A 13,120-nucleotide genomic window follows, 5' to 3' on the forward strand; every position below is an offset into this window, starting at 1 on the left:
GAAGAATCGTAGCTACGAACTTCCCGAAATAAAAACCGATACCATTGAAAATAAACACTTGTTATCCTCTTTTGGAAACAAGTGTTTTTCAATCTAACCTAATATACCTGAAACTAATCTGACTCTTTTGATTTTGCATTCCAAACCAATAATGCAAAGAATACCGACAGCAGAGCCGCTCCTATCCAGAACCAATTGATATAAGTGAAATCATAAACATCGACTCCATTCTGAACCGTCTTCTGCCCCTCTATCAGAACACCACTCATTACATCCTGTAATCCGGCCCCAATATAACTGGCAATGCCGACTACCCCCAATGCTGCTCCCGACGCATTACGGGGAGCAATATCGACTGCCATAAGGCCACCCAGAAAACAAATGAGAACTCCGATACCCAAACCGAAAAGAACCATGGCCAACACATCTATCCAGAAGTGTACGCCGGGAACCAACAAGAACAGGCTAAGTGCAAGAACATTCATCAATCCGAAAATCAGGGCGGGAACATTTCGACGACCGCCAAATAACTTGTCAGAAATAACACCCGAAAATATGGTACCTACGATACCACAGACCGGACAGATGGAAATAATGAAGCTGGCATCCAGTGTGGAATATCCCTTTTGCGCTTCCAGATAAAAAACACCCCAGCTATTGATAGCATAGCGACTGATATACATAAAAGCACTCGAAAGAGCCAGTATCCAGATGGCAGGCATCATCAATACCTGGCGTTGGGCTTTATTAAAGTCTGTCGTTTCCGCCACACTCATCTCCTCTTTCTGTTTGGGAGCATTCACAGGAGGAAAGCCCTGACTCTCGGGAGTGTCATGGAAGAACTTCCACACAATTAAAGCACCAAGCAAACCAACAATACCGGCACCAAAGAAACCGTATCTCCACCCCAATACACTAACGATAGATGCAACAATTAGGAAGGTCAACGCTTCACCGATATTGTGGCTGGCAGACCAAAACCCGTAATAGGAACCCCGTTCTTTGTCCGTGAACCAACGGGAAAGTCCCACTACACAAGAAGCAGCACCCATAGACTGAAACCAGCCACTAATCCCCCAAAGGAGAGCAAACAGAATAAAAGAATGGGTAAAACCCAGGCACAAGTTCACTAAAGCAGTTACCAGTAAACCGGTAGTCATAAAGCGGTTGATATTGCTACGGTCAGCCAGAAAACCATTCGTAAATTTTCCAAGGGCGTAAGTAAAGAACAATACCGAACCGATAATTCCCAGTTCCGTTTCGGAGAAAATTCCTTCATCTACGATGGGCTTCTTCACGACATTCAGGCTAAGACGACAAACATAGTACATGCCGTAACCGAAAGTGGCTGAAAGAAAAGTAGACCATTTCAGGTATTTCAGACGACGGGCATCGGAATGAAGATGTTGTGAGCCGGATGAAGACAAAGCTTCCCCGTTACAAGGTCTCGGTGAAGAGACCTTGTAAAAGTTTATAAGTTGTTTCAACATGAAAAAGTCTATTTAGTCGTGAAGTTTCTTTTTGCGCAGATACTCCAATAAGAGGGCAGGACGGTCAGTTTGAATTAATTTGGCTCCCTGATTAATGATCCATCCCCAGCTTTCATCCGGTTGATGAAGTTCTACTGCACGGTCGTCATCATGACCACCACATAATTCGGGCCAAAGAGAGTTTATAAACAACTTAGAACCCGTATCACGCACTTTTTTTATCAGGTTAAGCACCTCAGGACTATCATTATCAAACACTAACTCATAAGCAGCAGGCTTCATGTGAGTCTTGTAACTGTCAATAATAGCTTCGGCTCCTTTTTTATGCAACTGTACAATAGGCATAAAAATCACTTTATCCAATACAGCACCGTTTTCGGCTTTCACTTGTTCATAAGGAAGGCCGGCTTTGATAACACACTGGTCAACCGTTCCCGTCTTTTCGAGTACAATATAAGCTTCCTGAAAATAATCATACCCCTTATCAATATTTACCATGATCTTACCTTTGCAGAGCAACATCACTTCTTCCAATGTAGGAATCTGATGTCTTGTCTTACAAGCTACTCCATTTTTAAGACGCATTGCTTTCAATTCGGCCAATGTATAATCTTCCACCAGTCCTTTTCCAGACATGGTACGATTGATCGTTTTATCATGCATCACTACTAAATGTCCGTCTTTGGTTCGTTTCAAATCGATCTCCACCATATCGACACCCATATCAATGCAATTCTGTATACCTTGCAATGAGTTTTCCGGTGCATTACGCCAGTCAGCCCGGTGGGATACAACCAATATTTTATCTGGATGATTTCCCAGCAGATTTTCTCTGATTTCAGCTATTCTATTTTGAGCAACAGCCAGTTGCACCAAACACAGAAGAAGTATGAAGTTACATATCCGTTTCATAAGTTCAAGCATTAAGAATTTTAGTTCAGTTTATTGTTTTTCCAGACTAGTTTTTCTCCCCACATTGGTACATAAGTCTGTTCACAGTTAATCTTCGAAGCCCGTTCGAGTGCCATATCCAATGACCATCTTGATTCATCAACACCTGCATGAGCCAGTTCCAAGATATGTGATAACAAGACATAATCGGGCTCCACCTGTCCCGCACCTGAACCCAGAATATTATTTTCGGTCAGAGCATTGGGAGCATAACGCGGTATCAAAACATTCACATGAGAAGCCAGATTCGTATATTGTTCCGGTTTATAGTTAGAGTCTCCTACATGCATAAAAACGAAATTACCGGTATCTTCCCCACAATCGATCGAAAACACAGTCACAAAATTAGATAACCCGGCATTGTTATGGTCAGTGATACAGGTTTTAATCTTGAATTTTCCAATTTCATAATCTTTATCCCCCTTTGCAGTATAAGGATATGTCGTGTCTTTCAAATAGTTGGATAACACCGGTTTACCTAAATCAAACATAGCCTGGATAAGATCATTACTATAATGATCGGAGTGCTTGTGTGTAACACAGAGAAAATCAATATAAGGTGCCAGCTCTTTCGCCCAACGATGAGAAATGTCAATAGCAAAACATCCTGACGGAGTTTTTACCACATACCCCATATTATAGAGTAACCAGATCGCTGCCGTACCATTTTCTACTTTTGAGTTTTTAATTCCATCCATTACACGATCAAATGCACTCCGATAAAAATAGATAATCGGATCACACTTTTCCATACTCGTACTTGCCTGATCGAAGCCATTCAGATAACTGATGAAATAATCATCTTTACACTTATCCGCATATCCCTGGATCTTGGTCAAAGTAGTGGTACGTCCGGTATTGACAATCAAAGGAGAAGAACTCCACAACTGTTGTGCAGTGGCATCTACTTCCTCTGCCAATTGCGTAAGAATTCCTTCATGACCAGTTTCGGTACTGTTGTTGTCATCATCATCACAAGCAACAAAACCTATTGCCAAAAGACAAAACAGTAAATATTGTATTTTTCTTATTATATCCATCTTATTTCTGATTTTTATAGTCATTAATTATTTTATTGAAAGTCTCAACCACCCGTTCCGGTGTCGGACGCGTATTGTCGTTTTCATGGTCTTTGGTAGCTTCATGCATGAAAACCCCTTCATAGCCGATTCCTTCGAGTGCATGCATTAACTTTCCCCATTGAATGTCACCTTGTGTAGGAAGCCAATGACACTCGTTGACAAAATCAAAGTCCGAAGCGTGTATAGTACCTATACGTTCACCAACAGTTTCTACAAAATGCCCTGTCGTCCCTTTAGTATAATGATTGGTATCAAAACAAACCTTCACACCCGGAGTATCTTTGATTATTTCCAAAAGCTCTTCAGGAGTATTACCCAGACAAGTTCTCGGCAGATTTTCGATGCACAACTGTGCTCCTATTTGATCCGCATATTTTTTCAGATAAGCGATAGACCTGGAAGCGTTAGTTATTCTTTGTGCCCGAATACTGTCAGCAATAGGCTCGGAACTAGGATGCAGTACCAAACATTTCGGCTGAAACTGAGCGCACTGTCCAATCATCTCCGCCATAAAATCTACATTTTCTTTCCTTTTCTTTTCATCCAGCACCGATATATCCAACGTGCGTGAGAAAGGAAGATGTATAGACCAGACCTTGATACCGGCACTATCAATTTTTGCTTTCATATCCCGGATACGAGGAACAACTTCATCTGCCGGAACTCCTCTATAACACTGGTTAAATGCTACTTCCACATACTCTACCCCCACAGACCGGGCTTGAGAAAAGTCTGTGGAAGCAGGTACTTTCCACAAAGCTGTAGTCGTACCTACTTTATATTTCTGTGCATATAAACCCATTGTCATCGCCATAAATAAGATAAAAACAGGAACTCTCATTATCGCTTACTTTTGACGGTTTGTACCTTGAATATCACCACCACGAATACTCCAGGAGTCTGTTGCTAATGTCTTATTGACAGCAAAAGCCTTTATCGAACCGATATTATTAGATCCGATCGTTCCGCAATAAAGCCGTCTGTCCGGACCAATGCTAACAGCTGCCATGACCTGTTGTCCCACAGTCTCTTCAAAAACAATGTTTCCATTAGTGATGTCAAGTCCCAGCACTTTGTTATTCGATTGGGTACCTATATAAAGAATACCATCCGTACTCAAAGCACCTCCACTGTAGTTCAAATTGTTACCCACATTTTTCTCCCAGATTTTAGATCCGCTGGCATTTACTGCATGAACAGTCTGCGATCCTTTTTCAGTAAAATAGACATTGCCATTTTTATCAGCAATCGGGAAATAAGCATCTCCTTTTGTAGTCGGATACGTCCATTTCTTTGTTCCGTTTGTCATATCAACAGCAACGAGTCCTCCGTTTTTCAAAGTCGCATAAAGTACCTGATCCTTCAAAGCAAACGTAGCCTGTTCTGTCACATTCACTTCTTCCAATTTCCAATTCTGCTCTTTATTCGATTTAAAAGAATAAATGGCTGCACTTGTACCTGCATAAACATTTCCGGCTTTATCAATAGCCACAGCACTACCGGTTGCTCCGTCAAGCGATTGTTGCCATTTAATAGCACCACTGGATGCATCCAGCGCATACAACGTACTCTTATTGGTGAGACAGTAAAGAACACCATCGGCCGACAATGCAGGGAAAGCTCCTATCGCAGCATCCAATTTTACTGCCCACTTTTGAGTTCCGTTCGGATTAATAGCATATACATTATTAATAGTGGCATTTCTTACACACTGATAGATTGTACCATCAGGAGCCACCAACGCACCTCCGCCATAAGTTATCTGACTGATAGCAAACACCCACTTGAATTCACCGCTCACTACGTCAATAGCAAATAAATGACCCGCAGGAGTAGATGTCGGGATATACATTGTTTTTCCATCCGGAGAGAACACCGGATTGGAGGTCTTTACATATCCGGTAAGTCCACCGAAGTTCAAATCGACAGAATTCCATTTATAATTGCCGACCGTGACAGTCAGACTGCCCGACTCGGTGGTATTATTAACATAAGTCACCGTTACAGCCACTGTATAAGTACCGGTAGTAGTAAAAGCATGCACCGGATTGTTTTCTCCCGATGTCGTACCATCACCAAAATCCCAACTTACCGATTTCACTTCACCAGCCATGAAATACATATCGTTATAAGCAAAGGTAGAAGGCTCCCACACAACCAGTTCCGTACTAGCGAGAATAGGATAGATCAATCCGGGAGTAGCAGAAGTTTCCACCGCAATAGAATTGCCTGTAGGATAAACACAGGCTACATTAAATGTATATTCCTGATCGTTAGTCAAACCATCAACGATGTATTCTTCCAATGAAGTATCATCCAGATTGATAATCTGATTACCGGGATTCACGGTAACCTGATAGCGAGTGAAACGTTCACTCGCAGGTTTCGTCCATCTCAAACGCACTCTTTCATTGCCGGCTGCTGCCGTCAGATCAGAAATCGGATATCTTGCATTCTTCGGTGTACAGGCAGCAGTAGTTTTACTGGCCAATCCTCCCTCATAACGAGGTTGCACAGAAAAAGTGTAAGCAACATCGTTCACCAGATTATTGATAGTGGCAGTCATTGTTTTTGCATCCACAGTCATCTCGCCTCCTTCCGCTTCTGATGATCCGGAAGTCCAAAGAATCAAATATTCATTCGGACGGGCATTCTCGTATGCTTCCCAGGAAAGAGTCACATTCATATCTCCGGCTGTTGCCGTTAGTGACTTCAGTTCATATAAATCGAAACTTGCCTTTGGCAGATCTTCTTCACAAGCAGTAAAGACTACCGTGAAAATAAACAACAAGCTATATAGTATTTTTTTCATCGTTTGATTTCTTTTAGTTTAATCCTATTAATATCCCGTATTCTGCCACAACAGTTCTGTGTTGTTTATTCTTTCCAACTCCGTTTTTGGAATAGGATACAGGAATTGATAGTCCTGAATAATATGTCCTTCTGCTTTCATAGCCTCCTTAGCACCTCCCATACGTACCAAATCGAACCAACGCTGTCCTTCATAAGGAAACTCCTGCTGACGTTCCAACATAATCGCTTTACGGAAGCTATCCTGATCGGGAAGCTCTGTTATCTGAAGCGGAGACAATCCGGCACGAGTATGCACAGCATTCAAAGCAACCATAGCTTCTGAATTTTGCAAATTACTATAACTGATTTCATTCAAAGCTTCGGCGTACATTAACAGCACATCGGCATAACGGAGAATAATCTGGTCATTACCGACTGTATTATAGGTCGCACTTTTGACATCTTTAAATTTATTCATCACGCATACTTTATCTTCCACCTTTACATAGGTAATCAGATTCTTGCGCTTATCCCCATCTTTGTAGCACTCTTTCAGAGACTTTGTCTGATTGGTATCATCAGTCAGATTAATAATAGAGAACCAATATCCATGTCCTTCTCCTTCAACATCTTTATTAAAGCGAACAGCAAAAATAATCTCATCATTCATTTTATTGTTCACGTCAAACACTTGTTCGGGAGTAGTCATTAAAGAATACCGACCCACTAGTTGAGATAGCACATTGCGAGCCTCCGTCCATTTATGGAAAGTCAGGTAAATCTTGCCGAGCAATGCCATTGCAGCACCGGAAGTCACTCGTCCCATATCGGCACTTGTATAAGAAGACGGCAACATATTTTCATTAATAACCTGATTCAAATCACCGACAAGAAAATCATAAACCTGTTGATCGGAACTGCGCCCGATTTTAAGAGCTTCAGCCACCGTCACCACTTTATTAGTCATCGGTATCCCTCCCCATAAACGATACATATTAAAATAAGTAAGGGCACGGATAAAAAGAGCTTCGCCCTTATATTGTTTTTTCAGAGTTGCGTCGAAGTTGGCCTCATCAATTCTATCTAATACAAGATTGCAACGATAGACTCCATTATTAAAGTTCGCCCAGGCATCTTCCAAAATTCCGTTAGAGGCTTTATCTGCAAACTGATCGATATCATAACGGTCTTGTGTTCCGGCAGTGGGCGCACTCAATGTCAAATTATCACTCCGATATTCGCAACACTCTGTAAAATAGGAAACTTGTGTCTGCAATTTGGAGTAACATCCTATCACAGCTACATTAAAATCTTCCGCTGTCTTATATACCTTGTCGGTAGGCACACTGCTACTCGGTTCCAAATCGAAGAAACTATCTGTACAAGCAACTGATAACAAGGCAGTTGATAGGAATAGTATTAGTTTATATTTTTTCATATAACGTGTATTTTAAAGGATGATTAAAGTGTTATGTTTAGCCCAAACAAGAATGTTTTAGCTAATGGATAAGTTCCATAATCCTCACCCGGTGAAAGAGAATTACTCGGACGTGCATTTACTTCCGGATTATATCCGCTATAATTAGTCGAAGTCCATAAATTTTGTCCGGAAACGTAAACTCTTAATTTTTCCACGAAAAAGCGTTGAGTCAGGTTCTTCGGCAAGGTATATCCTAGTGTCACATTCTGCAGTCGCAGATAAGAACCATCTTCCAGATGCCAGGTTGAAGTACGACCATTATACCCCTTTGACTTACGGTTGGCACGGTTCACCTGACCGTTTCCCGGATCTTCCGGACTTTTCCAACGATTCAAGGCTATAGTGGTGCCATTGGTATTACCTTCCAGATTATCAATGTAACGACGATTCAGATTCAGAATCTCATTGCCATATACTCCTTGAAAATTAAAATCAAGGTCAAATCCCTTAAACCAGACTTTACCACCAAACCCATAGGTAAAATCGGGCATATAGTTACCCACGATTGTACGATCTTTATCCAAATCCATCACTCCATCCCCGTCTACATCCACAAAGCGGAAATCTCCCGGCTGGGTATTGCTGAAATGAGGATACTTTTTTAATTCTTCTTCATTGGAGAAAATTCCATCCTGCACCAACAGATAATAACATCCGATGGGTTCACCGACTTTCGTTATGTAATAAGCATGATCTACGCTACCGGTAGATATGATAGGAGCATTACCCGGACCGAGTGCCTTCACTTCGTTCGTATTAGTGGCATAATTAGCATTAAACGAATAACCGAAATCTTTAGTTATATTCTTCTGTGAGGTCAAAGCAACTTCCCATCCCCTATTATTCACTTTACCGATATTCATCAATGCAGTGCTATATCCGGTCAGGTGGGGAACTGGTACATTCAACAACATATTAGAGGTATTGGTATTATAATAATCCACAGTCAGTCCCAGCAATCCTTTGAACATCTGCAAATCAACACCCACATTCACCATCGCATTCTTTTCCCAACTCAAATCTTCATTCTTTATGGTACTTGGCTTATAACCATTCACCAATTGTCCGTTACCTGTGCCAAGCACATAATTATCCAAAGCCATCAGAGACAAATGATCATAATTGCCAATCTGGAAGTTACCGGTCACTCCATAACTCGCTCTTAACTTCAAATCATCAACAAACGACAGACACTTAGCCTTCATAAAGAAGTCTTCTCCGCTTATTCTCCACGCCAAAGAAGCTGAAGGAAAATATCCCCACCGGTTATTCTTGCCAAAACGGGAAGAACCGTCTGCACGAATAGCTGCCGAAGCCATATATTTACCTTTATAGCTATACTGCATACGCGCCAGATAAGAAGCAATCGTCCATTGGGTTTTATCAGATGCACCTTTCGTCACCGTACCTCCGGAAATTGTTTGTATATAGTCGTTCGGGAAATCGGTCGCCGTCACATTATCTCCTTTATATGTCTCTTTTTGAGCCGACTGTACTAAGACCACATTGATAGAATGAGCATCTTTAATCGTTGTGTTATAATTGATTTTATTCTCCACTAACCAGTTGAAATAAAAACCTGATGAACTGTAGGCTGTCGGATTTGACTTTACATCATAATACTTTTGTCCCAATAAAGGAAGTTCCGAAGAACGATATTGGTCATTATGCGAACCATAATAATCGCCACCAAAAGAAATGTTATAAGTAAGCCCCTTATACAACTCCAATTCAGCAAAAACTTTTCCGACAATCGCCATACGGTCTACGACATCCGATTGTAAGTTTGCCATGGCTACCGGGTTCAATACGGCATTATGCTGATAGTCATTCCCAATTCTCCAATAGCCGTTTCCCTGATAATTATAGCTGCCATCCGCATTATACACCGGCCATACCGGAGGCATCATCAATGCCGATTGCACAATACCATTAGATCCGGAAGCATCTACCCGATTGGAAGTAGAATAGGAAGGAGAGAAATTCAGACCGAATTTCAGTCTTTTATATTTCCCGTCCAAATTCATACGCATACTATATTTCTTAAAGTCGGAATTAATTATAATACCTTCTTTATCATAATAGTTGGCTGAAATGAAATAGCCGACTGTCTTTCCTCTGCCGGAAATAGAAACATTGTGGCTGGTAGTAGCAGCAGTACGAAAAATAGCATCTTGCCAATCCGTATCCGTCAACCCCTTATCACCATTCAGATAGGGAAAGAGTTCGGTAGGAATACGTTCCCATGAATTCGGGCGCATTCCATTCGGGTCATCCGGTGAACCTCCGGGATTAGCATCCAGATAAGCGTTGTCATGACCATCCTTTGCAAATTCGGCAAACTGATATGCATTCATCATTGAAAGTTTCTTCGAAACACTCTGGATGCCATAATATCCATCATACTGCACTTTCATCTTTTCCGATTGTCCCTGCTTGGTCGTGATAATAATTACACCGTTGGAACCGCGACTACCATAAATAGCTGCCGACGAAGCATCTTTCAAAACTTCCACAGATTCGACATCATTATTATTCAGATTGGCAAATCCACGTTCCACCGGCACGCCATCAATAATATAAAGAGGATCACTACCGGCATTAACCGTACTGATACCACGAACACGGATACTTACACTTCCCTCCGGATCACCACTTGGCTGTGTAACCTGTACCCCCGGCATCTTACCTGCCAACGCCTGACGAAAGTCTGAAGCAGAAACATCCGCAATTTGTTCAGCTTTCACGGAAGAAATAGAAGTAGAGACGTCTCTTTTTCTCTGAACTCCATATCCCACCACTACTACCTCATCAATCATCTTACTATCTTCTACCAACGTGATTTTCGCCGTATTTTTATCCTTTGCAGAGATATTTACCGTTTTATATCCAATATAAGAAATAGTCAATGTTGCAGACTCCGGTACATTCATTAATGAATAACGTCCGTCAATATCGGTAATCGTACCACTGCCTTCTCCCTTAATCTGCACACTGGCACCAATCACCGGTTCTCCTTTATCATCTGCAACTATTCCCTGGATAGTGCGCGCACGTTGAGCAGTTTCTTCTTTCTTAAGCGGCTGTTTGCTGACAGCAATTGTATGATCGGTCCTATTGAAATAAAGCTTGGCCTGGGAAGTAATTTCTCCCAGAATCTGTTTTAATGAAGCATTTTTAATGTCGAAAGAAACTCTCGGAGCCTTGTTCACCGTCTCCTGATCATAGAGAAACTTAAAATTAGTCTGTTTGCTGATTTTATTGAAAACACTCTCTACCGGCTCGTTTTGCACACGAAGCGTAATATCATGCTCTTTCAATGTCTGAGCAGCAGCCGGAGCTATTAAAATGAAGGTGAATAGTAAAAAAGCTAAAAACGAACAGCTATTTTTACTTATCCCTTTACAAATAAGAAGATTATTCATAAATTTGTGCGTTTTAGTAATTGACTAAAGTTATTAAAAACAAGCAATGCACGATACGTTATTCATTTGGGTCGAAGCTTATGAATATCCGTCCGGATTGCGGATAGAGGCATTCCTTTGGAGTGCTTCTATCATTTTGGGGAGGTTCATGAAGGAGCTGTTTTCATCTATTATTTTTTAAAAGGTTGAACATTATCTATTATTCATCTCATTCTTTATAAAGAAGTACATTGATGCCCTCTTTCTTATATTTGATATCACCGCTGATAAATTCAATGGATTTAAGTACCGCTTCCAGACTCTTGTTATCATGTTCGCCGGTAATCAAGTTGTTGAAATCCTGACCGGGAGCAAAAGTAATCCGGCAATTATATACCCGTTCCAGTTCTTTTGCCACATCGCGGATAGGTGTACTGTAAAAGCGTAACCCACCTTTCATCCAGACAGCCACTCCCCTATCCTCTGTTTTCTTACTATATTCTCCGGAAACAGTATTGATAAGCACCTGTTCTTTAGCAGTCAACCTCATCATCGCTTCCGGCAAATCGACCTGCACCTTACCACTCTCCACACTCACAGACACTATTTCATCTGTTGAATAGGATTTTACATCAAACCGGGTACCTAACACCTGAACATCCAGTCGCTTCGTCCTCACAACAAATGGCATCTTTTCATTACGGGCAACACGGAAATATCCCTCTCCTTCAAGTTCCACTTCACGGAGATCTCCAACAAAACGATCCGGATAACGCACTTGCGAACAAGAGTTCAGAACCAAAAGAGTCCCGTCCGGCAAAGTCACTTGTCTTTTCTCACCAAAGGAAGTGGTAATTTCAGCCAATGTGACCTGTCGTTCATTCATATACCGGAAAAAGTTGACACTCCCTATGATAATGGCTATTACAGCCGCTGTACTGACTGCCACCACAGAAGCCCGGCGGAACCATGTACGTTTTTTGTGTTCAATACGCTTCAGTAATTGGCGTGCCTCTCTCTTATATTTTTCCCGCTCCAAATCATTACCAGGTTGCAGGTTCCCGGATTCTTCCCAAACCTCTGCTGCCAGTTCGTCCAATATATCTTGGTTTTCTGAATCCTTAATACTTTGCAACAACTGTGAAGCATCATCCCGGGTATAAAGATCATCCAGATAGCGATGCAATTTATCTTTTTCCGTTTTAGTATCTTTCATCATATATTCAAAATAAGGATATTAATTTCCTTCCCTTTGTATAAGTAATACACAAAAGTAAGAAAGAGCTAGGGTGTGATTAACATTTATTATAAATTCAAGCACAATAGAATCAAAAGTACATCGGCTGATGTACTTGAATATTTAGTCAAATAGGAACGAATCACTTTTAGAGAAAGAGAAATATGTTCTTGCACTGTATGAACTGAAACGCCCAATGCTTCGGCTATTTCTTTATGAGACATCTGTAGTTCACGGCTCATTTTAAATACCTCACGCTGGCGGGGCGTTAATTGCTCCAATGCACGGGCAATAATCTCTTTCAAATCATTGAGCAGAATATGATTATTCGTTTCGTTCGTTGAATCGATCGCTTGAGAAAGAATCTGCTCTTTCAGCTGATCTTCATTAGCCATATCCCGCAACTGATTCAAAATACGATTACGCACAATAGTATAAAGATAGGAAGAAAAAGAGGCTTCGGGATTGATGAAACGACGGGTTTGCCAAACTACCGTAAACGCATCCTGAAATATATCCTCCGCAAATTCATGCGACTTGACGAATTTCAGGGCGAAGTAGAGCAAACGATTCTTATAAGCGGCATAAAGTTCGCAAAAGGCCTCTTCATCTCCGTCTATCAGACGGAGAACCACTTCCCGTTCATCCATTAGAGTGTCTGTTGCGTACATACTTTCTTTATT

Annotated in this window: 9 protein-coding genes; all 9 read right to left on the minus strand. The window is 41.3% G+C overall.

Translation table 11 applies throughout. The features are described from left to right. Window positions 1-113: 113 nt before the first annotated feature. Complete coding sequence (locus tag HMPREF9010_RS15230; protein ID WP_008648353.1) at window positions 114-1,490, minus strand: MFS transporter; 1,377 nt, start codon at window positions 1,488-1,490, stop codon at window positions 114-116. A gap of 12 nt (window positions 1,491-1,502) precedes the next feature. After that, complete coding sequence (locus tag HMPREF9010_RS15225) at window positions 1,503-2,402, minus strand: glycerophosphodiester phosphodiesterase family protein (protein ID WP_004305975.1); 900 nt, start codon at window positions 2,400-2,402, stop codon at window positions 1,503-1,505. 20 nt (window positions 2,403-2,422) lie between these two features. Further along, window positions 2,423-3,481: an MBL fold metallo-hydrolase gene (locus HMPREF9010_RS15220; protein WP_004319543.1), complete on the minus strand. Its 1,059-nt coding sequence runs from the start codon at window positions 3,479-3,481 to the stop codon at window positions 2,423-2,425. Window position 3,482: 1 nt separating this feature from the next. Continuing rightward, complete coding sequence (locus HMPREF9010_RS15215; RefSeq protein WP_008648355.1) at window positions 3,483-4,364, minus strand: sugar phosphate isomerase/epimerase family protein; 882 nt, start codon at window positions 4,362-4,364, stop codon at window positions 3,483-3,485. A gap of 6 nt (window positions 4,365-4,370) precedes the next feature. Further along, window positions 4,371-6,335, minus strand: a complete 1,965-nt coding sequence (locus tag HMPREF9010_RS15210) for a PQQ-binding-like beta-propeller repeat protein (RefSeq protein ID WP_008648357.1) — start codon at window positions 6,333-6,335, stop codon at window positions 4,371-4,373. A 27-nt stretch (window positions 6,336-6,362) separates the two neighbouring features. Next, a complete protein-coding gene (locus tag HMPREF9010_RS15205) occupies window positions 6,363-7,754 on the minus strand; it encodes a RagB/SusD family nutrient uptake outer membrane protein (protein WP_004305970.1) in 1,392 nt (463 codons plus the stop codon). A gap of 23 nt (window positions 7,755-7,777) precedes the next feature. Next, complete coding sequence (locus HMPREF9010_RS15200) at window positions 7,778-11,221, minus strand: TonB-dependent receptor (protein ID WP_008648359.1); 3,444 nt, start codon at window positions 11,219-11,221, stop codon at window positions 7,778-7,780. Between the two features lie 208 nt (window positions 11,222-11,429). After that, window positions 11,430-12,419 (minus strand): FecR family protein, encoded by a 990-nt coding sequence (locus HMPREF9010_RS15195; protein ID WP_008648361.1) that lies wholly within the window; start codon window positions 12,417-12,419, stop codon window positions 11,430-11,432. A gap of 86 nt (window positions 12,420-12,505) precedes the next feature. Then, window positions 12,506-13,108 carry an RNA polymerase sigma-70 factor gene (locus HMPREF9010_RS15190; RefSeq protein ID WP_004305965.1) on the minus strand — a complete coding sequence of 201 codons (603 nt, stop codon included), beginning with the start codon at window positions 13,106-13,108 and terminating at the stop codon, window positions 12,506-12,508. Window positions 13,109-13,120 lie beyond the last annotated feature (12 nt).

The sequence above is a fragment of the Bacteroides sp. 3_1_23 genome (genome assembly GCF_000162555.1).
Classification (GTDB): domain Bacteria; phylum Bacteroidota; class Bacteroidia; order Bacteroidales; family Bacteroidaceae; genus Bacteroides; species Bacteroides ovatus.

Bases quoted from the DNA above. Each gene is read 5' to 3' on its own strand.
- HMPREF9010_RS15195 (WP_008648361.1), bottom strand. From the start codon at position 12,419: ATGATGAAAGATACTAAAACGGAAAAAGATAAATTGCATCGCTATCTG.
- HMPREF9010_RS15225 (WP_004305975.1), bottom strand. From the start codon at position 2,402: ATGAAACGGATATGTAACTTCATACTTCTTCTGTGTTTGGTGCAACTG.
- HMPREF9010_RS15215 (WP_008648355.1), bottom strand. From the start codon at position 4,364: ATGAGAGTTCCTGTTTTTATCTTATTTATGGCGATGACAATGGGTTTA.
- HMPREF9010_RS15190 (WP_004305965.1), bottom strand. From the start codon at position 13,108: ATGTACGCAACAGACACTCTAATGGATGAACGGGAAGTGGTTCTCCGT.
- HMPREF9010_RS15210 (WP_008648357.1), bottom strand. From the start codon at position 6,335: ATGAAAAAAATACTATATAGCTTGTTGTTTATTTTCACGGTAGTCTTT.
- HMPREF9010_RS15200 (WP_008648359.1), bottom strand. From the start codon at position 11,221: ATGAATAATCTTCTTATTTGTAAAGGGATAAGTAAAAATAGCTGTTCG.
- HMPREF9010_RS15230 (WP_008648353.1), bottom strand. From the start codon at position 1,490: ATGTTGAAACAACTTATAAACTTTTACAAGGTCTCTTCACCGAGACCT.
- HMPREF9010_RS15220 (WP_004319543.1), bottom strand. From the start codon at position 3,481: ATGGATATAATAAGAAAAATACAATATTTACTGTTTTGTCTTTTGGCA.
- HMPREF9010_RS15205 (WP_004305970.1), bottom strand. From the start codon at position 7,754: ATGAAAAAATATAAACTAATACTATTCCTATCAACTGCCTTGTTATCA.